This window comes from Burkholderia cepacia GG4, from assembly GCF_000292915.1.
Lineage (GTDB): Bacteria > Pseudomonadota > Gammaproteobacteria > Burkholderiales > Burkholderiaceae > Burkholderia > Burkholderia cepacia_D.
This window is the reverse complement of sequence record NC_018513.1, coordinates 900902-922198: the sequence shown is the minus strand read 5'-3', so window position 1 is coordinate 922198 and position 21297 is coordinate 900902. Positions and strand designations below refer to the sequence as shown.

The window sequence follows — 21297 nt, the reverse complement described above, 5'->3', positions numbered from 1 at the left end:
CGCATCGCGCGGCGCCCCGCCGCCCCTTCCTACGAGGAGTTTCATGTCCATTGCCCTGAAGCGCGCGCCGCGGCGAGCCCTGTCGCTTGCCCGCCTGGTCGCCGCCGCTGCCGCCGCGCTGTCGTTCGCGGCGCCCGCCTTCACGCAGGCCGCGACCGTCAACGTCGTCGCCGCCGAGAACTTCTATGGCGACGTCGCATCGCAGATCGGCGGCCGCCATGTCGCGGTGACCAGCATCCTCAGCAGTCCCGACCAGGATCCGCACCTGTTCGAAGCGAGCCCGAAGACCGCGCGCGCGCTGCAGCACGCGCAGGTCGTGATCTACAACGGCGCGGACTACGATCCGTGGATGGGCAAGCTGCTCGGCGCATCGAAGCAGGCGCAGCGCGCGACGATCGTCGTCGCCGATCTGGTCGGCAAGAAGGCCGGCGACAACCCGCACCTGTGGTACGACCCGGCGACGATGCCGGCCGCCGCGCGCGCGATCGCGGCCGAGCTCGGCCGCGCCGACCCGGCGAACAAGGCCGACTACGACGCGAACCTGCAGAAGTTCGTCGCGTCGCTGAAGCCGATCGACGACAAGGTCGCCGCGCTGCGCGCGCAGTACAAGGGCGTGCCGGTGACGGCCACCGAGCCGGTGTTCGGCTACATGTCCGACGCGATCGGCCTCGACATGCGCAACCAGCGCTTCCAGCTCGCGACGATGAACGACACCGAAGCCAGCGCGCAGGATGTCGCTGCGTTCGAGAACGACCTGCGCAAGAAGCAGGTGCGTGTGCTGATCTACAACAGCCAGGCCGAAGCGCCAATGACCAAGCGCATGCTGAAGGTCGCGCGCGACGGCGGCGTGCCGAGCATGAGCGTCACCGAGACGCAGCCGGCCGGCAAGACCTTCCAGCAGTGGATGGCCGGCCAGCTCGACGCGCTCGCGGCCGCGCTTTCCGCCAGCAAGAAATGACCCACGCAACGAAATGACCGCCACTCCCCACGCACTCGCACTCGATCACGTCACGCTCGAACTGGCCGGACGCACGATCCTGCGCGACGTGAGCTTCTCGATCGAACCCGGCGAATTCGTCGGCGTGCTCGGGCCGAACGGCGCGGGCAAGACGACGCTGATGCGCGCCGTGCTCGGCCTCGTGCCCGTCACGGGCGGCACGCTGTCGGTCGGCGGCGTGCCGGTCCTGCGCGGCAACGCGTCGATCGGCTACATGCCGCAGATCCGCAGCGGCCTCGCGAATCGCCGGATGCGCGGCTACGACTTCGTCGCGATGGCCGCCGACGGCCATCGCTGGGGGCTGCCGCACACGAACGCCGCGACGCGGTGCGACGTCGACCGCGTGCTCGACCTCGTCGGCGGCCCGACGCTCGCGCGCCGGCCGCTGTCGGAGCTGTCGGGCGGCGAGCGGCAGCGCCTGCTGCTCGCGCAGTGCCTGCTCGGCAGCCCGAAGCTGCTGCTGCTCGACGAGCCGCTGATCAGCCTCGACCCGAACCACCAGCGCGGCGTCGTCGAACTCGTGCGCAACGTGCAGCGCGAGCTCGGCATCACCGTGCTGTTTTCCGCGCACGAACTGAACCCGCTCCTGAACGCGCTCGACCGCGTGCTGTATCTCGGCAACGGCGTCGCGGCGCTCGGCACCGTCGACGAGGTGATCACGAAGCCGGTGCTGTCGCGGCTCTACGGCTCGCCAATCGACGTGATGCGCGTGAACGGCAAGATCTTCGTGATGTCGGGCGACGTCGAAATCGAAAAGCACGATCACGAGCACGAGGACGACGACGGCCACTCGCACGGCGGTGGCAGCGGCGGCGGCCACGGCCATCACCACCACGGACACGCTCATCCCGGGCATTCGCACGATGTTTGAATACGACTTCATGATCAACGCGTTCGCCGCGTCGGGGATCGTCGCGGTGCTCGCAGGCATCGTCGGCTACTTCCTGGTGCTGCGCGGACAAACCTTCGCCGGCCACGCGCTGTCGCACGTCGGCTTCACCGGCGCGACGGGCGCAGTACTGCTCGGCATCTCGCCGATCTGGGGGATGGTCGGCTTCACGCTCGCGGCCGGGATCGGCATGGGCGCGCTCGGCGAACGGCTCGCGGGCCGCGACGTCGCGATCGGCGTGATCCTGTCGGGCGCGCTCGGCTTCGGCCTGCTGTTCCTGCATTTCTACACGTCGTTCGCGACGCAGGTCACCGCGCTGCTGTTCGGCAACGTGCTCGCGGTCAGCCACGACACGCTCGCGGTGCTCGCGGGCATCGGCGCGGTGAGCCTCGTCGCGCTCGCGCTGATCGCGCGGCCGCTGCTGTTCGCGTCGCTGCAGCCCGAACTGGCGGAAGCCAAGGGCGTGTCGCTGCGCGCCGTGTCGATGCTGTTCCTCGCGGTGTGCGCGCTCGCGGTGGCCGCGGCGACGCAGATCGTCGGCGTGCTGCTGGTGTTCACGCTGCTGGTCGGGCCGGCCGCCGCCGCGCAGAACGTGTCGACGCGGCTGTCGACGGGCGTGCTGCTCGCCGCGCTGTTCGCGCTGTTCGAAGCGTGGTGCGGGATCGCGCTCGCATATCACACCGACTGGCCGACGAGCTTCTGGATTACCGCGCTGTCGGCGCTCGTGTACGGCGCAAGCCTGTTGCGGCGCCACTGATCGTCGCGCGGCGCAAATGAAAACGCCGGCGTGCCCGAGGGCATGGCCGGCGTTTTTTCATGCGCACGCGCTATGCAGCGCGCCGTATGCATGACCTGCGTGCCGCGCTTACCGTGCGAGCACCCGCGCGTGATGCGCAATGTGATCGGCGATGAACGTCGAGATGAAGTAGTACCCGTGGTCGTAGCCCGGATGGCGGCGCAGCGTCAGCGGCTGGCCGGCCGCCGCGCACGCGGCTTCGAACACGTCGGGGTTCAGCTGGTTCGCGAGGAACTGGTCGGCGAGGCCCTGGTCGACCAGGATGCCGGCCGCGAATTTCGGCGCATCCGCGCGCGCGACGAGCTCGCTCGCGTCGTGCTGCTTCCATGCTTCGCGATCGGCGCCCAGGTAGCCCGAGAACGCCTTCTCGCCCCACGGGCAGCGCGTCGGTGCGGCGATCGGCGCGAACGCCGACACCGAACGGTACAGGTCGGGATGGCGCAGCGCGAGCGTCAGCGCACCGTGCCCGCCCATCGAGTGACCGAAGATCCCGAGCCGCGCGCCGTCGATCGGCAGCTCGGCCGCGACGAGCTCGCGCAGCTCGCCCGTCACGTACGACTCCATCCGGTAATGCGTGGACCACGGCGCCTGGGTCGCATCGACGTAGAAGCCCGCGCCGACGCCGAAATCCCATGCGTCGGTCTCGCCCGGCACGCCCGCGCCGCGCGGGCTGGTGTCGGGCATCACGAGCGCGAGGCCGTGCTGCGCCGCGTATTGCTGCGCGCCGGCCTTGATCGCGAACGTCTCGTCGGTGCACGTGAGCCCCGCGAGGTAGAACAGCGCCGGCACGCGGCCGTGTGCCGCCTGCGGCGGCAGGTACACCGAGAATTTCATCGGCAGGCCGATCGCCGTCGAATCGTGGCGATAGAAGCGTTGCTCGCCGCCGTGGCAAGCATGCGAAGAAACGAGTTCGAGCATGGGGTTCCCTTCCGTTCAATACAGCACGATCGGGCGAAGCGATTCGCCCTTCTTCATCGGGTCGACGCCGTCGTCGAGCTTCTCGAGCGGCAGCGCGTGCGTGATCAGTTCAAGCCGTGCCGCGCGACACGGCGAAACCGTATCGTGCCCGGCATGATCCCCGATCCCGCCGCCCATCGCGTGCGGGAAACGGTCGCCGGCTTGCCGCGATGCGTCACCGCTGTCGCGACAGGACAAGTCAGGACAAGTGCCCGAGTTTAAACGCCGATCGTGAACCACGCATCCGTGCGCGCATACAGATCGATGAAGCGCGCGTGACGTGTGGCCAGCGCGCGAGCGTCGCGCGGCACGGCGACCGGCGACGCGGCCGGCGCCAGCGTGCGCAGCACGTCTTCGCGCCAGTGCCCGAGCGCAACACCGGCGAGCAGCGCGGCGCCGCGCGTCGCGGCGTTCGGACAATCGACCGCATCGAGCGACGCGCCGAGTGCGTCCGCGAGCAACTGGCGCCAGCGCGGATCGACCGAGCCGCCGCCCGCGAGACGCAGTGTCGTCACCGGATCGGCACGGTTCGCGTCGCGGATCGCGTCGAGCCCTGCGCGCAACGCGAACGCGACACCTTCGAATGCGGCACGCATCATCGCGCCGCGCGTGTCGCCGAGCCCGAGGCCGAGCCAGCCGCCGCGCGCATCGGGATTCATCCACGGCGAACGCTCGCCGGTCAGGTACGGCAGGAAGCAGAGCCGCTCCGACGCCGGCTGCGCGAACGCGTCGTCGTACGCATCCGCCCAGCCCGGGTAGCCGAGCCAGCCGCGCACGGCTTCGAGCGCGAGCCCGACGTTCTGCATCGCTGCCATCGTGTAATAACCGCCGCCGGCCGCCGTGCGATAGCGATGCAGCCCGCGCCGCGCAGGCGACAAGGTATCCGCGAGCACGACGATCTGACCGCCGCTGCCGGTCGTCAGCAGCGCATCGCCGGCCGCGACGAGCCCGCTGCCGAGCGCCGCGCACGCAGTATCGGCCGCCCCCGTCGCCAGCGGCACGCCGGCCGGCAGCCCGAGCGCCCCCGCGGCCCGCGCAGCGAGCGTGCCGCAGCGCGCGAGCGACGCGTGCACCGGCGCGAACCGGTCGGCCGGCAGGCCCAGCGCATCGATCAAGGCCGGATCCCAGGCGCCGTCCGGCGTCGCGAGCGCGGTCGCGCATGCGTCGCTCGGATCGGCCGCCACCTCACCGCCCAGCGCGACGCGCAACCAGTCCTTCGGCTGCAAGGCCCAGCGCGCGGCACGCAGCACCTGCGGTTCGTATGCGGCGAGCCAGCGCAACAGCGGTCCCGCCATGCCGGGCGCGACGGGGTTCGGCGCGCCGGGCCAAGCGGCCGCGTCCGCTTCGCGCGCTGCGCGCGTATCGGGCCACAACAGCGCCGGCCGCACCGGCTGCCCGGCCGCGTCGATCAGCACGACGCCATGCATCTGGCCGGACAAGCCGATCGCGGCGACCTGCTCGCGCTCGCCGGCCGGCAGCCGCGCGGCGGCGCGCACGAGTGCCTGCCACCACGCGTCAGGCGCGATTTCGGCCCAGCCGGGCTGCGGCGACGACAACCCATAAGGTTCGCTCGCGACCGCGCGCTCGACGCCGTCGGCATCGAGCGTGACGAGTTTGACGGAGCCGGTGCCGAGGTCGATTCCGAGCAGGCGCATGACGTGATCGCAGATTCGAATGAACGGATATCGATGATAGCGGGATCGCGACCTGCGCCCCGATTTACGCAGCGCGTTTTGCCGCCGCGGCGACGCGACCGCGCGGCCGCGAACGACCGGCTTCACCGAGCTGCACTTTGCCCGCAAAACCGGCCGCTCGCGGGTTAACCCGGCACGATTTTCCGCAGGTCGTTTTTGCCACTATGCCGCAGTCGCGATACACACCATAAAGCCACCTATATTTGACACGGGGGCCCGCACTATTTTGAAGGGCTATAAAACCGGGAAACCTCACTCCAGCGGCAGTTTCCCGATGATCGACCCCCTGTTCCATGCCGAAATGGCATATCGAACCAGCAAAGAACGGAATAGAACCCAGCGCTCTTGTTGCGATGGTTCATTCCGCATAACTTCGTATCACCCCGAAAACAAGATCATGGAGTGAGACAGATGCAATCGAACACGGTCCATCCGTGCGATGAGGTGCTGCCGACCGGCAAGCTTGTAACGCTTGGTCTCCAGCACGTCCTCGTCATGTACGCCGGCGCTGTCGCCGTGCCGCTTATCGTTGGCGCCGCACTCAAGCTGCCGAAAGACCAGATCGCGTTCCTGATCAGCGCCGATCTGTTTTCGTGCGGCATCGCCACGCTGATCCAGACGCTGGGCCTGTGGATCTTCGGGATCCGCCTGCCCGTCATCATGGGCTGCACGTTCGCGGCAGTCGGCCCGATGATCGCGATCGGCACGAACCCCGGCCTCGGCATTCTCGACATCTTCGGTTCGACGATCGCGGCCGGCATCATCGGCATCGTGCTCGCGCCGATGATCGGCAAGCTGTTGCGGTTCTTCCCGCCGGTGGTCGTCGGCACCGTGATCGCGGTGATCGGGCTGTCGCTGATGGAAGTCGGCATCAACTGGGCGGCCGGCGGCGTCGGCAACCCCGAGTACGGCAGCCCCGTCTATCTCGGCCTGTCGCTGCTCGTGCTGACGCTGATCCTGATGATCAACAAGTTCGGCCGCGGCTTCATCGCGAACATCTCGGTGCTGCTCGGCATCGTCGCCGGCTTCGCGATCGCGTTCGCGATCGGCCGCGTGAATACCGACGGCGTCGCGCACGCACCGTGGGTCGGCATCGTGATGCCGTTCCACTTCGGAATGCCGCACTTCGACCCGCTGTCGATCGTGACGATGGTCACGGTGATGTTCGTCACGTTCATCGAATCGACCGGCATGTTCCTCGCGGTCGGCGACATGGTCGACCGTCCGGTCAACCAGGAACGCCTGGTGCGCGGCCTGCGCGTCGACGGCCTCGGCACGCTGATCGGCGGCATCTTCAACTCGTTCCCGCATACGTCGTTCTCGCAGAACGTCGGCCTGATCGGCGTGACGGGCGTGAAGAGCCGGTTCGTCTGCGCGACGGGCGGCGTGATCCTGGTGCTGCTCGGCCTGTTCCCGAAGATGGCGCAAGTCGTCGCGTCGGTGCCGCCGTTCGTGCTGGGCGGTGCGGGCATCGTGATGTTCGGGATGGTGGCTGCGAACGGCATCAAGGTGCTGTCGAAGGTCGACTTCGTGAACAACTCGCACAACCTGTTCATCGTCGCCGTGAGCGTCGGCATGGGCCTCGTGCCGGTCGTGTCGCCGCACTTCTTCTCGAAGCTGCCGCCCGCGTTCGCACCGATCCTGCACAGCGGCATCCTGCTCGCGTCGGCCACGGCCGTGATCCTGAACATCGTGTTCAACGGCGTGAAGGGCGAGAAGGACGCGCGGTGCGACATCCGCCGCGCCGGACACGACTTCGACGGACGCCCGGCCGACGTGCATCACTGATCGGCCCGACCCGGACGCGCCGGATCCCGGCGCGATGCGGTAAAGGAGAAACGCCACGGCATGCCGTGGCGTTTTGCTTTGTGGGGGGCGGACGGGTGACGCGTTGGTTCGCCGGCTCGTGGCTGGAGGCCGGGGGCCAGGCAACCAGGCAATGGAACGGCCCGGCATCAAGCGACATCGCATCGTGTGACGTCGATCGGTTCCGCCGATCGACACATCCGATCCGCACCGTGGCGGTGCGTATCGGCCAGCCCCATGCCGCATCGCCAACCCGCCGCGCTCGCTGCAAACCGGCCGCGCAAAAAGAAACGCCACGGACGCTCGTCCGTGGCGTTGTCGCGTGCCGGATACGGCAACGTCGGCGAACCGGCACGGTCTCCCGTCCCTGCCCGCCTCGGTGCTTACCCGTTCGTCGCGGCTGCCGACGCAGGCGCCGGGGCGGCCGCCTTGTCATAGTCGACCGTCTCGTCCGGCGCGCGCGGCGTCTCGCCAGCCCGCTGAATCCAGCCACCGCCCAGTGCGCGGTACAGCGTGACCAGGTTCGTCCAGCGTGCCAGACGCGCGCTGATCAGCGTCTGCTGCGCGGCGTACAGGTCGGTCTGCGCGGTCAGCACCGACAGGTAGCTGTCGACGCCATTCTTGTAGCGCAGGTCGGACAGATCGAAGCGGCGCTGCTGCGCGTGCTCGTTGCGCTCGAGCGCGGCGATCTGCTGGTCGTACGTGCCGCGTGCTGCCAGCCCGTCGGACACTTCGCGGAACGCCGACTGGATCGCCTTCTCGTAGTTGGCGATCTCGATGCGCTTCTGCACGTTCGCGAGGTTCAGGTTCGCGATGTTCTGCCCGCCTTCGAAGATCGGCATCGTGATCTGCGGCGCGAACGACCACGCCGCCGTGCCGGCCTTGAACAGGCCGCCGAGCGTCGGGCTGCCGGAACCGAACGCGCCCGTCAGCGAGATGCGCGGGAAGAACGCCGCACGCGCCGCGCCGATATTCGCGTTCGCGGCCAGCAGCGTCTGCTCGGCCTGCATCACGTCCGGACGACGCGTCAGCAGGTCCGACGGCAGGCCTGGCGGCACGTCCGTCAGCAGGTTCTGCGCGTCGAGCGGCATGCCCGCCGGCAGATCGTCCGGCAACGGCTCGCCGATCAGCAGCACCAGCGCGTTCAGTGCCTGCGCACGCGCACGCGCCTGTGCCTGCTGGTTCGCGAGCGCCGTCTCGACGACCGTCTGCGCCTGACGCAGTTCGAGCTCGGAGCCCGTGCCGTTGTCGAACTGCAGCTTCGTCAGGTCGTACTGCGCCTGAGCGGACTTCAGCGTGTTTTCCGTGACCTGCAGCAGGTCGTCGGTCGACAACAGCGTCAGGTACTGATCCGCCACTTGCGACACCAGCGAGATTTCCGACGCCTGCCGTGCATACGACGTCGACAGGTACTCCGCGAGCGCCTGGTCCTTCAGGCTCTGCACGCGACCGAACAGGTCGAGTTCCCACGACGCCGACAGCCCGACGTTGTAGGCGCGCGAGATGTACGGCGCACCCGTCGTCGACAGGCCTCGCGGCACGCGCTGGATGTTGCCCGTGCCCGTGCCGTCGAGCGTCGGGAACAGGCCCGCACGCGTGATCTGGTACTGCGCGCGCGCCGCCTCGATGTTCAGCACCGACACGCGCAGGTCGCGGTTGTTCTTCAGCGCGATCTCGATCAGCCGCTGCAGGCGCGGATCGACGAAGAATTCGCGCCAGCCGATGGCGGTCGCCGCCTGGCCGTTCGCGCTGCGCGCGCCGGCGGCACCCGGCTGCGTCGCATAGACGCCGCCGGCCGGGTACGCCTGCGCGACGGGTGCATCGGGCCGCTTGTAATGCGGCGCCATCGTGCAACCCGTGGCAAAGAGCGCGACCGCGATTGCAGTCAAAGCGTGTTTTTGCATCATCACTGTCCCTTGTTGCCTTGGTCGCCGTTGCCCGGCTTCTCTTCGTGGTGCGAGTGCTCCTGAGCCAGGCGCAGTGCCTCGTCGACGTCTTCCTTCTCGCCGCTGAAGATCCCGCGGATCTTCACGAAGAACATCGGGATCATGAAGATCGCGAGGAACGTCGCCGTGATCATCCCGCCGATCACGCCGGTACCGATCGCGTGCTGGCTGGCCGAACCCGCGCCGTTGCTGATCGCGAGCGGCATCACGCCGAGAATGAACGCGAGCGACGTCATCAGGATCGGACGCAGCCGCAGGCGCGCTGCTTCCAGCGCGGCCTCGATCGGCCCCATCTTTTCCGTCTGCTGCAACTCGCGCGCGAATTCGACGATCAGGATCGCGTTCTTCGCGGACAAGCCCACCGTGGTCAACAGGCCGACCTGGAAGAACACGTCGTTCTCGAGGCCGCGCATCGTCGCCGCGAGCAGTGCGCCGATCACGCCGAGCGGCACCACCATGATCACCGAGAACGGGATCGACCAGCTTTCATACAGTGCGGCCAGACACAGGAACACGACGAGGATCGAGATCGCGTACAGGATCGGCGCCTGCGAGCCCGACTGGATTTCCTGGAACGACAGGCCGGTCCACGAATAGCCGATACCGACCGGCAGCTTCTTCGCGAGCCCTTCCATCGCGGTCATCGCCTGACCGGTCGACTTGCCCGGTGCGGCCTGACCCTGGATTTCCATTGCCGACACGCCGTTGTAGCGCTCCAGCTTCGGCGAACCGTAGGTCCAGTGACCGGTCGCGAACGCGCTGAACGGCACCATCCCGCCCGAGCCGTTGCGCACGTACCAGATGTTCATGTCTTCCGGCGTCATCCGGAACGGCGCATCCGACTGCACGTACACCTTCTTGATCCGGCCGTCGGTGTCGAGGAAGTTGTTCACGTACTTCGACGCCCACGCGATCGAGAACGTCTGGTCGATCGCATCCGCTGTCACGCCGAGCGCGTTCGCCTTCTCGCGATCGATGTCGACCTTGTACTGCGGCGTGTCGTTCAGCCCGTTCGGACGCACACCCTGCAGCGTCGGATCCTTCGAGGCCATCCCGAGCAGCTGGTTACGTGCGGCCATCAGCGCGTCGTGGCCGAGACCGGCGTTGTCCGTCAGCTCGAAGTCGAAGCCGGCGGCGGTGCCGAGTTCCGGAATCGACGGCGGGTTGAACGGGATCACGATCGCGTCCTTGTAGCCCGAATAGCGCCCGAACATCCGGCCGATCAGCGCCTGCACCTTCTGGTTCGCGTGCTGACGCTGCGAGTAGTCCTTCAGGCGCACGAACACCAGGCCGGAGTTCTGGCCGCGGCCGGCGAAGCTGAAGCCGTTGACCGTGAACGCGGATTCGACGATTTCCTTCTCGTCCTTCAGCAGGTAGTCGGAAATGTTCGCGAGCGTCCGCGCGGTCGTTTCCTGCGTCGAGCCCGACGGCGTCTGCACGATCACGAACATCAGGCCCTGGTCTTCATCGGGCAGGAACGACTTCGGCAGGCGCACGAACAGCAGGCCGACCGCGACGATCACGACCAGGTAGATGATGAGCCAGCGACCCGACCGCTTGATCACGTGGTGCACGCCGACGTGATACTTGTCGCGGCTGTTGTTGAACGTGCGATTGAACCAGCCGAAGAAGCCCTTCTTCTCTTCGTGATGCCCTTGCGGGATCGGCTTGAGGATCGTCGCGCACAGTGCGGGCGTCAGAATCAACGCGACCAGCACGGACAGCACCATCGCCGACACGATCGTCAGCGAGAACTGACGATAGATCGCGCCGACCGAACCGCCGGAGAACGCGACCGGCACGAACACCGCCGACAGCACGAGCGCCACGCCGACCAGTGCGCCGGTGATCTGGCCCATCGCCTTGCGGGTCGCCTCCTTCGGTGACAGCCCCTCTTCCGCCATCACGCGCTCGACGTTCTCGACCACCACGATCGCATCGTCCACCAGCAGGCCGATTGCGAGCACGAGGCCGAACATCGACAGCGTGTTGATCGAGAAGCCCACCATCGACATGATCGCGAACGTGCCGAGCAGCACCACCGGCACCGCGATCGTCGGGATGATCGTCGCCCGCAGGTTCTGCAGGAACAGATACATCACGAGGAACACGAGCACGATACCTTCGAGCAGCGTCTTGACCACTTCCTCGATCGACAGCTTCACGAACGGCGTCGTGTCGTACGGATACTTCACGACGAGGCCGTGCGGGAAGAACGGTGCGAGCTCGTCGATCTTCGCGCGCACGGCCTTCGCGGTCGCAAGCGCGTTCGCGTTGGTCGCGAGCTGGATACCGAGTGCCGCGGTCGGCTGACCGTTGTACTTCGTGTCGAAGTTGTAGTTTTCACCGCCGAGGCCGATCTGCGCGACGTCCTTCAGGCGAACCTGCGAGCCGTCCTGGTTGACCTTCAGCAGGATGTTGCCGAACTGCTCGGGCGTCTGCAGCAGCGTCGATTCGGTGATCGTCGCCTGCAGCACGGTGCCCGGCTTGGCCGGCGTGCCGCCGATCTGGCCGCCCGCGATCTGCACGTTCTGTGCGGTGATCGCGCTCGTCACGTCGACCGGCGTGAGGCCGTAGTTCGTCAGGCGGTTCGGGTCGAGCCAGATCCGCATCGCGTACTGCGAGCCGAACAGCGTGACGGTACCGACGCCGTTCAACCGGCTGATCGGGTCCTTCACGTGCGACGCCACGAAGTTCGCGAGGTCGTACTTGTTCATGCTGCCGTCTTCGGAGTTGAAGGCGAGCACCAGCAGGAAGCTGCTGCTCGACTTCGTCACCGACAGGCCGAGCTGCTGCACGACCTGCGGCAGAATCGGCGTCGCGAGCGACAGCTTGTTCTGGACCTGAACCTGCGCGATGTCGGCGTTGGTACCCGGCGCGAACGTCAGCGTGATGGTCGCGTTGCCCGAGTCGTCACTCGTCGACGACATGTACAGGAAGTTGTCGAGACCGCTCATCTGCTGCTCGATCACCTGCGTCACCGTGTCTTCCACCGTCTTCGCGGAAGCGCCCGGGTAGTTCGCGGTGATCTGGATCGATGGCGGCGCGATCGTCGGATACTGCGAGATCGGCAGCGTGAAGATCGCCGCAACCCCGGCCAGCATCAGGATGATGGCGATCACCCACGCGAAGATCGGGCGATCGATAAAAAACTTTGCCATGAAACAGGCTCCCTGTTATTGCGCGCTCGACGCAGCGGCGGCGCTCGCCGGAGCGGCGCCCGATGCGGCGGCACCCGATGCGGCTGCGGCGCCGGAACCGGCGGCGGCCGGTGCGGCGGATGCGGCGGCGGCGCCCGACGCGGCGTCGGCAGCCGGCAACTGCGCCGCTACCGACTTCACGGTCGCGCCCGGACGCACCTTGTCGACGCCCTGCACGATCACGCGGTCGCCCGCTGCCAGACCACCTTCGACGATCCAGTTCTGACCCTGCATGCCGGTCGTCTTCAGCGGACGCGGCTCGACCTTGTTGCTCGCGTTCACGACCATCGCGACCGCCTGGCCCTTCTGGTCATGCGTAACGCCGATCTGCGGCACCAGGAACGCGTTCTCGTTCACGCCTTCCTCGATCCGTGCACGCACGAACATCCCCGGCAGCAGCACGCGGCCCAGGTTCGGGAACACCGCGCGGATCGTCACCGAGCCCGTGGTCTGGTCGACCGTCACGTCCGAGAACTGCAGCTTGCCCGCGTCCGAGTACGTCTTGCCGTCTTCCAGGATCAGCGACACCTTCGCCGCGCCCGGGCCGCTCGTCTTCAGGCGGCCGCTCTGCACGTCCTGGCGCAGCTTCAACCCTTCGAGGCTCGACTGCGTCAGGTCGACGTACACCGGATCGAGCTGCTGCACCGTCGACATCAGCGTCGCCTGGCTCGCCTGCACGTAGGCGCCCGGCGTCACCTGCGAAATGCCGACACGGCCGGTGATCGGCGACACGACGTCGGTATAGCCGAGGTTGATCTGCGCGGTGTCGACCGCCGCCTTGCCGGCCGCGACGTCCGCCGCGGCCTGCCCTTGCGTGGCCACCGCGTTGTCGTAGTCCTGCTTGCTGACCGCATTCGCGGCCACCAGCACCTTGTAGCGCGCAACCAGTGCGTTCTGCGTGACCAGGTTCGCCTGCGCCTTCGCGAGCGTCGCCTTCGCGCTGTTCAGTGCAGCGAGGTACGGCGCCGGGTCGATCTTGTAGAGGCGCTGGCCGGCCTTGACGTCGCTGCCTTCGGTGAATTCCCGGCGCAGCACGATGCCGTCGACCCGTGCGCGGACCTGCGCGACGAGGAACGCGCTGGTGCGGCCCGGCAGTTCGGTGAAGATCGCGACGGATTGCGGCTGGACAGTAACGACGCCGACTTCCGGCGTTTGCGGCGGCGGTGCCGATTCTTTTTTCCCGCACGCGGCCAGGAAAACGGCGGCCGTCGCGACAGTGAGTAAGCGGTATGGAACCCGTTCGACGCGCATGGAGCGACCTCTGTGTATAACCAATGGAATAAGTGCGGCGCCCGGACGGAGCGCCACACGGATGCGCCTCGCGGCGCAGATCGAACACCTGAATTACTGGACTACTAGATACAGCAAGTCGGCACGAAGACCTCCATGCCGACGAGACGCCGCGAACTGCGGACGGGTACTTTGGCGGGAATCAGCAGAGTGGGATATTAACTGATTGCCACTTGGGTCATTCGATCGTAGGGTGGTATTGTATATACATTCACGAATGTATGTAAAAAGCCCGCTCGCCCGTCGCCAGGTGCCCAGTCTTACGAATTGTTACCAGTCGCAAGCATATCCGGTCCACGTGATGGCGACGAGGGTTGCAGACCCTATATTCACCTACGATCGATCCATTCAGGCCTGCACATGGTCAGACGCACCAAGGAGGAGGCGCTCGAGACGCGCAATCGCATTCTCGACGCCGCCGAACACGTCTTTTTCGAGAAAGGCGTGTCGCACACGTCGCTCGCGGACATCGCCCAGCACGCCGGCGTGACGCGCGGCGCGATCTACTGGCATTTCGCGAACAAGAGCGAGTTGTTCGACGCGATGTTCGACCGCGTGTTCCTGCCGATCGACGAGCTCAAGCGGATGCCGCTTGACGCACCCGGCGGCAATCCGCTCGAGAAGATCCGCAAGATCCTGATCTGGTGCCTGCTCGGCGTGCAGCGCGACTCGCAGTTGCGGCGCGTGTTCAGCATCCTGTTCATGAAGTGCGAGTACGTCGCGGACATGGAGCCGCTGCTGCAGCGCAACCGCGCGGGGATGAGCGAGACGCTGCACGCGATCGATGCCGATCTCGCGGGAGCCGTGCGGCTCAAGCTGCTGCCCGAGCGGCTCGACACCTGGCGTGCGACGCTGATGCTGCACACGCTCGTCAGCGGCTTCGTGCGCGACATGCTGATGCTGCCCGACGAGATCGATGCCGAGCAGCATGCTGAACAGCTCGTCGACGGCTGTTTCGACATGCTGCGCTTCAGTCCGGCGATGCTGAAGACTGGCGACTGACCGGCTAGCCCACCGACGGCGCGGCGCGCGCCGTTTCATGTTCAGCGGCCGGGCCCATCCGGCCGCGCGCGGGCGGCGGCGTCGCTCCGCCCGATACCTTCCACGACGCTCCCCCGAACCGCTCAGGCCGCCTTCGCGCGTTGCGCGCGGGCCCGCCGGTTCGACCCGGCCACCGAATCGCACTTGGGCATCGCCGCGCCGGCGAGTCCCGCGATCCACGCCGCGGTCGACATCACCGCCGCGAAATTCGACTGGAACACCACCGTGTACGCACGGTGAATCTCTTCGGCGCTCGCCGCGCCCGCTTCGTTCTCGTACGGCAGCGCACCGGTCGCGTCCGCCAGGTATTCGACGTTCAGCCCCGCGTGCGCCGCATGGTAGACCGTCGCCGCATTGCAGTTGTGCGTCATGTAGCCGGCGACCGCGAGCGTGTCGATGCCGTGCGCGTCGAGCCACGCGGCGAGGTCGGTCCCGGCGAATGCGCTGGCCTGTGCCTTCACGATCAGGTGCGCGTACGGCCGCCCGGCGACGACCGGGTGCAGCGCGACGCCGTCCGTGCCGGGCGCGAAGATCGGCGCGCCGGCCGGTGCGACGTGCTGGACGACGATCACCGGCACGCCGGCCGCCTGCGCGGCGTCGATCGCACGGCCGATGTTCGCGAGCGATACGTCGATGTCCGGATACTCGATCGGCAGGTCGCCCGTCACGTATTCGTTCTGGACGTCGATCACGATGAGGGCACGGCGGGAAGCGGACGGGGAAGCGGACGAGGAAGCAGAAGAGGCAGACGGCGCGGCATTCGACATGACAGGCTCCGGGTTCGACAGCGCTGCCCTGCTCCGGAACGGGGCGGCCAGCAGCGCGATGCGATGCATTGTCGGATCGCGCGGCATACGCGGACAGTGGCCCGATAGCCATTCTTCGATAGAATCGGGCCATCAGCCTTCCGGAGCCCGTCATGCGCACCGCTACGTCGCCCGTTGCCCCCGCCCCGACCGTCGTCGCCGTGATCGCGTACGACGGCATCAGCCCGTTCCACCTGTCGGTGCCATCCGTCGTGTTCGGCAAGGAGCGCGATGCGGCCGCGACGCCCGCGTTCGAGTTCCGCGTGTGTTCGGCCGAGCGCGGCCCGCTGTCCACGACGGGCGGCTTCACGATCACCGCGCCGTACGGGCTCGACGCGCTCGACGACGCGGACATCGTCATCGTGCCGGCGTGGCGCGATCCGGACGAAGCACCGCCGGACGTGCTGGTCGACGCCGTGCGCGCGGCCGCCGCACGCGGCGCGCAGGTGGTCGGCCTGTGCCTCGGCGCGTACGTGCTCGCCGCGGCGGGGCTGCTCGACGGGCGCCCGGCCACGACCCACTGGGCGTGGGCCGACGACTTCGCGCAGCGCTTTCCGCGCGTGAAGCTCGACCCCGACGTGCTGTACGTCGACGATGGCAACCTGATGACGTCGGCCGGCACGGCCGCGGGGCTCGACTGCTGCCTGCACGTCGTGCGGCGGCGTTTCGGCTCGGACGCCGCGAACCAGATCGCGCGCCGTCTCGTGATCCCGCCGCACCGTCAGGGCGGGCAGGCGCAATACGTGCCGCAGCCCGTCGCCGCGCATCCGCGCGACGCACGGCTCGCGGGCCTGCTCGACTGGGTGCGTGCGCATCTCGACGTCACGCACAGCGTCGATTCGCTCGCCGAGCGCGTGCTGATGAGCCGGCGCACGTTCACGCGCCATTTCCGCCAGGCGACGGGCACGACCGTCACCGCATGGCTGCAGGCGGAGCGGCTCACGCGCGCGCAGCATCTGCTGGAAACCACCGGACAGTCGATCGACGCGATCGCGCAGGCGGCCGGCTACGGCTCGAGCGTGTCGCTGCGCCAGCATTTCGCCGGCGCGCTCGGCACTTCGCCGTCGGCCTATCGAAGGGAATTTCGCGGCGCCGGAGCGGACGCGCGACGCTAGCGGCCGCCGCGCCGGTGCCGGGCGGCCGGGCAATGCGCCGGCGGGCGCCGGCGCTCAGCCGCCGTTGATCCAGCCCGCCGCATACAGCAGCAGCGCGACGAACAGGATGATCGCCGCCCACGCCCAGACCGGAAGCGGGCTCGATTCGCGATGATGGAGCGCACTGGCGGCACGGCCGCTCAGCGCGCCGCCGAGGTGCGGCGGCACCGGACGCTTCGCCGCGGCCATCAACGACGCGGGCCGCAGGAACACATGCTGGCGACGCTGCGCGCTCGAGCGTGCGCGGTTCGGCACGAGACCGTGCTTCGCCTGTACGACCGCGCAGAATTCACGGAAGAAATCGTCGGTCCATTCGTGCAGGGCGTTCTCGATCTGCCGTGCCGGCAGTTCGGCGAGCGGCCCGCTCGCCGTCGTCCAGACCACGTATTCGATGCGTGTCGCGTCCGCGTCGTCGTCCGGCAACAGCACGAGTTCGACCTGGCCGCGCAGCGCGCCGAGGCCGTCGGCCCGCGCCTTGAAGCTGAGCACGCGGCGCGGCTGCCCTTCCGCGTCGCCCTGCTCGCTCGCCGAATGCGCGCGCACGTCGTAGCGCGCGCGCAGCGGGCCGAGCGGCACCGTGATCGTCAGCGCGAACTCGCCGTGCGCGAGCTTCACGAACGATTCGCAATGGTCGAAACTCGCGCGCAGCAACGCGAGATCCTCGAGCGCCTCCCGCACGACCGCCGGCGCGAGCGGTACGCGTAACGTGTCGTTCAGTTCCATGATGCCTCCCCGATGAACGCGCGCCGCATCAGGACGTCTCGACGAGACAGTCGACCCGTGCGACATCGAAGGCGACGTAGTGCGCGAGCGCGAACGCGGCCTCCTTCGGTTCCTCGTAACTCCATGCGGCGTTCTCGATCACGCCGTCTTCCGTCTGTAGATCGAAATGCACGGCCCGCCCCCTCAGCGGGCAGGTCGTCGTGATGCTCGACTTCACGAGCCTGCGCATGTTGACGTCGCCGCGCGGCAGGTAATGGATGTCCGGCAAGCCCGTTTCGCGCACGGTCAGCGCGCCGTGCGAATCGGCGTACGTGATGCCGCGATGGATCACGCGCACGCGATGGCGGTTCGGCATGATTTCGAGGCGAGGGTCGGCGGCATCGGACATCGTTTCTCCTCCGGGCGGCCTCGGCGGGCAAGCCGGGCGCAGGAAACGAAAAAGCCACGGCACGAGTGCCGTGGCTTTCATTATGGGCGAAACTTCATCCAATTGCGCGACCCCGACCGGCGCCGCGCGCGATGCGCTACTGTGCACTCCACTGGAACGCGGCTTTCGCGCCGCCCTTCGCGCCGACCGTGACCGCGCGCGCCTCATCGCTACCCTGGTACGACGCATGCACGGTGTAGCGCCCCGGCGGCAGCTTCACGAGCATGTACGGCCCGCGCGCATCCGTCTTCAGCAGTTCGGTGCCCTGGCCATCGACGATCCGCACATGGACGTCGGCCAGGTATTCGCCGCCCTTGCCGGTGAAGCGCAGCGCCAGCGGCCACACCGACTCGTTGCTCTCGAATGCCGTCGACTGGTCCTTGCCGATACCGCCTGACACGTAGCTGACATCGCCCTGCTGGCTCGCCGCGGGCAAGCCGTCCGATTGCGCGTACGCACCAGGCGCGGCCGCGAAGCCGGCGGCCAGTGCCGCGGCGACGGCAAATCGGGACACGTTGCGTAGATATTGCATGGCTCTCTCCTTTCGGGTCGGAACACAGCACCACGCGGCCGAACGCCGACGGCGCCCGCCACGGCCGGCCGGGGCCGGCCCGCAACGGTGACCGTCAGCTCAGGTCGACCGGCACGAAGATCTGTGCATTGTCGCGTTGGATCAGCAGAGCAAGACTGTTGCCTGCTCCCTTGACCGCATCGCGCAACTGCTCGGGACTCGTGACCGGGCGGCCGTTGACCGCGAGGATCACGTCGCCGGGCTGAATACCGGCAGTGGCCGCCGGGCCGCCGGCCTGCTGGACGATCAGCCCGTGCGACAGGTTGCTGGCGCTGCGCTCCTGCGGCGTGAGCGGACGGACCGCGACGCCGAGGCGCCCCTGCTCGACCGGGCCGCCGTCGTTCGACGCCAGCTTCGCGTCGGTCATCGCGCCGAGCGTCACGCTGATCGACTTCTTCGACTTGTCACGCCACACCTGCAGGTCGGCCTTCGAGCCGGGCTTGAGGTTGGCGATCTGCGCGGGCAGCGCCGAGGAGTCGGCAACCGGCGAGCCGTTGACCGCCAGAATCACGTCGCCCGGCTGCAGGCCGGCCTTCGCGGCCGGGCCGTTCGCGTCGACCGAGCTGACGAGCGCGCCGTCCGGCTTCTGCAGCCCGAACGAGCTCGCGAGCGTCTGGTTCAGCCCCTGTACGGCGACGCCGAGGCGGCCGCGGCTTACGTGGCCCGTCTTGACGAGCTCGTCCTTGACCTTGATCGCCTCATTGATCGGAATCGCGAACGACAGGCCCTGGAAGCCGCCCGTCTGCGAATAGATCATCGAGTTGATGCCGATCACCTCGCCCTGCAGGTTGAACAGCGGACCGCCCGAGTTGCCGGGGTTCACCGGCACGTCGGTCTGGATGAACGGCGTGTAGTTCTCGTCGGGCAGCGCGCGCGATTTCGCGCTGATGATGCCGGACGTGACCGTGTTGTCGAAGCCGTACGGCGAACCGATCGCGACGACCCACTGGCCGACCTTGCTCTGCGCCGGATCGCCGATCTTCACGGTCGGCAGGCCGCCCGCGTCGATCTTCAGCACCGCGACGTCGGACTGCTTGTCGGCGCCGACGACCTTCGCCTTGTACTCGCGCTTGTCGGTCAGCTTGACCGTGACCACGTTCGCGCCGTCGATCACGTGCGCATTGGTGAGGATGTACCCGTCGGAGCTGATGATGAATCCCGAACCGAGGCTCGCGCTCGGCTGGTCGTCCTGCTGCGCGTCACCGCCCATGCCCGGCATCTGGCCGTAGAAGTGCTTGAAGAACTGATAGAACGGATCGCTCGGGTCAATTGGCAGTTGCGGCTGCGGCACGCGTCGCGACACCTGCTTCACGACGTGCTTCGCGCTAATGTTCACGACCGCCGGGCCGTAGGTTTCGACCAGCCCGGAGAAATCGGGGATGCCGGTCTTCGCCGCGGCCTCGGCCGGCATCAGCGCGGCCGCCTGCGCGGGCGTGATGATCTGCGGATCGGCGCGGCGGGTGCCTGCGACATAGCCGGCGGACAGGGCGGCCGCCACGGCGACCGCGACGGCGCCGCGCGCAAGGAATCGGGTGTTCATCGTAGGACCTCCTCGTTGTTAGGTCGCAGCGTAACGACCCTGACTTAAAGGAGGCTTAATCGGCCTTGGTCGAGGCTCAAGCCGGCTGGCGCCGCACCGGCGGCGCCATTCTTCACACGGATTCGGACGCCTGCGGCGCCTGCGCCGGCAGCGCAGCGTCACGGAACACGACGCTCACGAGCAGGCCGCCCGCGGCCGCGTCGCCGAGCGACACCGTCGCGCCCTGCTGCGTCGCGACGCGCTTGACGATCGCGAGCCCGAGCCCGCTGCCCGATACGTCGGTGCGCGCCCGCGCGGAGCTGTCGCGGTAGAAGCGATCGAACACGCGCTCGCGCTCGTCGGCCGGGATACCGGGCCCGCTGTCGCCGATCTGCACGCAGGCGCGCCCGGCCGCGTCGCGCGTCAGCGACACGTCGATGCGCCCGCCGTCGGGCGTGTACTTCACCGCGTTGTCGAGCAGGTTGCCGAACATCACGCGCAACGCGCCGACGTCCGCGACGACGCTCGCCGCGCGCGTCTCCTCGAAGCCGAGATCGATGTGGTGGCGCTGCGCGAGCGGCGCATGCGCGGCCACGCATTCGGCGAGCAGCGCCTGCAGGTCGACCGGCTCGCGCATCGTCGCGCCGTCCGGCTCGGCGCGCGCGAGCGCGAGCAGCTGCTCGGCGAGGCGCGTCGCGCGCGTGACGCCGTCCTGCAGATCGGCGACCGCCTCGCGGCGCGACGTGTCGTCCTTCGCGCGTGCGACGAGCTGCGCCTGGATCTGCACGGCCGCGAGCGGCGTGCGCAGCTCGTGCGCGGCATCGGCGACGAACGCCTTCTGCGTGTCGAGCGCCGCCGACAACCGGGCGAGCAGCCCGTTGAGCGCGCGCACGAGCGGCTGCACCTCGAGCGGCAAACGCTGGTCGGGCAACGGATCGAGCGCCTCCGGCCGGCGCGCCTCGACCGCGCGCGTGAGGCGCTCAAGCGGCGCGAGCCCTTGCCCCACGATCATCCAGACCGCCGCGCCGAGGAACGGCAGCAGCACGATCAGCGGCCACAGCGTGCGCAGCGCGACGTTCGCCGCGAGCCGGTTGCGCACCGACAGCGGCTGCGCGAGCTGCACGACGTTGTCGCCGACGATCGCGCCGTACACGCGCCATTCGCCGCGATCGGTGCGCTCGGTCGAGAAGCCGAGTTCCGCGCGCGGCGCGATCGGCGCGCGCGGATGCGAGAAGTACATCAGCACGCCGTTGCGGTTCCAGATCTGGATCACGATGCCTTCGTCGCCGTTGGTGCGCGAGCCGAACACCTGCGAGAACGGTTCGGACGGCAGCGCCGCGGCGATTTCCTGCAGCTGGTAGTCGAACAGCTCGTTCGCCTCGGCGAGCGCCTGCCGGTAGATCAGCCAGCCCGCGATACCCACGCCCGCGACGACGATCGCGAGCAGCCAGATCAGCAATTGATGACGAATCGACCTCACG

The 21297-nt window shown here is 68.2% G+C and carries 18 protein-coding genes; 6 read left to right on the top strand and 12 right to left on the bottom strand.

Annotation, left to right across the window (positions count from 1 at the left end; translation table 11 throughout):
* Nucleotides 1–43: 43 nt before the first annotated feature.
* From GEM_RS04130 to GEM_RS04120, 3 genes are read left to right on the top strand one after another with little or no spacing between them, the layout of a single operon-like run.
* The gene (locus GEM_RS04130) at nt 44–958 is read left to right on the top strand and encodes a metal ABC transporter solute-binding protein, Zn/Mn family (protein ID WP_014896194.1); all 915 of its coding nucleotides are present in this window, start codon (nt 44–46) and stop codon (nt 956–958) included.
* Nucleotides 959–971: 13 nt separating this feature from the next.
* Nucleotides 972–1868 (top strand): ABC transporter ATP-binding protein, encoded by an 897-nt coding sequence (locus GEM_RS04125; protein WP_014896193.1) that lies wholly within the window; start codon nt 972–974, stop codon nt 1866–1868.
* Entirely contained in the window at nt 1861–2643 is a 783-nt protein-coding gene (locus tag GEM_RS04120) for a metal ABC transporter permease (RefSeq protein WP_014896192.1), read from the top strand. The genes GEM_RS04125 and GEM_RS04120 overlap by 8 nt, the downstream gene beginning before the upstream one ends.
* A 108-nt stretch (nt 2644–2751) precedes the next feature.
* On the opposite strand, the gene fghA is transcribed toward GEM_RS04120, so the two are convergent.
* The 3 genes from fghA to GEM_RS04110 are packed head-to-tail and all read right to left on the bottom strand — an operon-like array spanning nt 2752 to nt 5294.
* Nucleotides 2752–3600: an S-formylglutathione hydrolase gene (fghA, locus tag GEM_RS04115; protein WP_014896191.1), complete on the bottom strand. Its 849-nt coding sequence runs from the start codon at nt 3598–3600 to the stop codon at nt 2752–2754.
* A gap of 15 nt (nt 3601–3615) precedes the next feature.
* Entirely contained in the window at nt 3616–3837 is a 222-nt protein-coding gene (locus GEM_RS31755; protein WP_187293239.1) for a hypothetical protein, read from the bottom strand.
* A gap of 20 nt (nt 3838–3857) precedes the next feature.
* Nucleotides 3858–5294 carry a xylulokinase gene (locus tag GEM_RS04110; RefSeq protein ID WP_014896189.1) on the bottom strand — a complete coding sequence of 479 codons (1437 nt, stop codon included), beginning with the start codon at nt 5292–5294 and terminating at the stop codon, nt 3858–3860.
* Nucleotides 5295–5744: 450 nt separating this feature from the next.
* On the opposite strand from GEM_RS04110, the gene GEM_RS04105 reads away from it, so the two are divergent.
* A complete protein-coding gene (locus tag GEM_RS04105) occupies nt 5745–7121 on the top strand; it encodes a nucleobase:cation symporter-2 family protein (protein ID WP_014896188.1) in 1377 nt (458 codons plus the stop codon).
* 401 nt (nt 7122–7522) lie between these two features.
* Here GEM_RS04105 and GEM_RS04100 read toward each other — a convergent pair whose 3' ends face one another.
* From GEM_RS04100 to GEM_RS04090, 3 genes are read right to left on the bottom strand one after another with little or no spacing between them, the layout of a single operon-like run.
* Nucleotides 7523–9046: an efflux transporter outer membrane subunit gene (locus GEM_RS04100; RefSeq protein WP_014896187.1), complete on the bottom strand. Its 1524-nt coding sequence runs from the start codon at nt 9044–9046 to the stop codon at nt 7523–7525.
* A complete protein-coding gene (gene bpeB, locus GEM_RS04095; RefSeq protein ID WP_014896186.1) occupies nt 9046–12246 on the bottom strand; it encodes an efflux RND transporter permease BpeB in 3201 nt (1066 codons plus the stop codon). Before bpeB ends, GEM_RS04100 begins: the two co-directional genes overlap by 1 nt.
* Before the next feature lie 15 nt (nt 12247–12261).
* Nucleotides 12262–13536, bottom strand: coding sequence for an efflux RND transporter periplasmic adaptor subunit (locus tag GEM_RS04090; RefSeq protein ID WP_014896185.1), 1275 nt, complete (start codon nt 13534–13536; stop codon nt 12262–12264).
* A 399-nt stretch (nt 13537–13935) separates the two neighbouring features.
* Here GEM_RS04090 and GEM_RS04085 point away from each other — a divergent pair, with 399 nt between their 5' ends.
* On the top strand, nt 13936–14577 hold the full coding sequence (locus GEM_RS04085; protein WP_014896184.1) for a TetR family transcriptional regulator: 642 nt from the start codon (nt 13936–13938) through the stop codon (nt 14575–14577).
* A gap of 122 nt (nt 14578–14699) precedes the next feature.
* On the opposite strand, the gene GEM_RS04080 is transcribed toward GEM_RS04085, so the two are convergent.
* Complete coding sequence (locus GEM_RS04080) at nt 14700–15383, bottom strand: cysteine hydrolase family protein (protein ID WP_014896183.1); 684 nt, start codon at nt 15381–15383, stop codon at nt 14700–14702.
* 152 nt (nt 15384–15535) lie between these two features.
* Here GEM_RS04080 and GEM_RS04075 point away from each other — a divergent pair, with 152 nt between their 5' ends.
* Complete coding sequence (locus GEM_RS04075; protein WP_014896182.1) at nt 15536–16537, top strand: helix-turn-helix domain-containing protein; 1002 nt, start codon at nt 15536–15538, stop codon at nt 16535–16537.
* Between the two features lie 54 nt (nt 16538–16591).
* Here GEM_RS04075 and GEM_RS04070 read toward each other — a convergent pair whose 3' ends face one another.
* The 5 genes from GEM_RS04070 to GEM_RS04050 form a co-directional block, all read right to left on the bottom strand.
* Entirely contained in the window at nt 16592–17299 is a 708-nt protein-coding gene (locus GEM_RS04070; RefSeq protein WP_014896181.1) for a CoxG family protein, read from the bottom strand.
* Nucleotides 17300–17327: 28 nt separating this feature from the next.
* The gene (locus tag GEM_RS04065; RefSeq protein WP_014896180.1) at nt 17328–17687 is read right to left on the bottom strand and encodes a DUF427 domain-containing protein; all 360 of its coding nucleotides are present in this window, start codon (nt 17685–17687) and stop codon (nt 17328–17330) included.
* A gap of 136 nt (nt 17688–17823) precedes the next feature.
* Entirely contained in the window at nt 17824–18258 is a 435-nt protein-coding gene (locus GEM_RS04060) for a carboxypeptidase-like regulatory domain-containing protein (protein WP_014896179.1), read from the bottom strand.
* Between the two features lie 94 nt (nt 18259–18352).
* The gene (locus tag GEM_RS04055; protein WP_014896178.1) at nt 18353–19837 is read right to left on the bottom strand and encodes a DegQ family serine endoprotease; all 1485 of its coding nucleotides are present in this window, start codon (nt 19835–19837) and stop codon (nt 18353–18355) included.
* A 112-nt stretch (nt 19838–19949) separates the two neighbouring features.
* On the bottom strand, nt 19950–21296 hold the full coding sequence (locus tag GEM_RS04050) for an ATP-binding protein (RefSeq protein WP_014896177.1): 1347 nt from the start codon (nt 21294–21296) through the stop codon (nt 19950–19952).
* Between the last annotated feature and the right edge of the window lies 1 nt (nt 21297).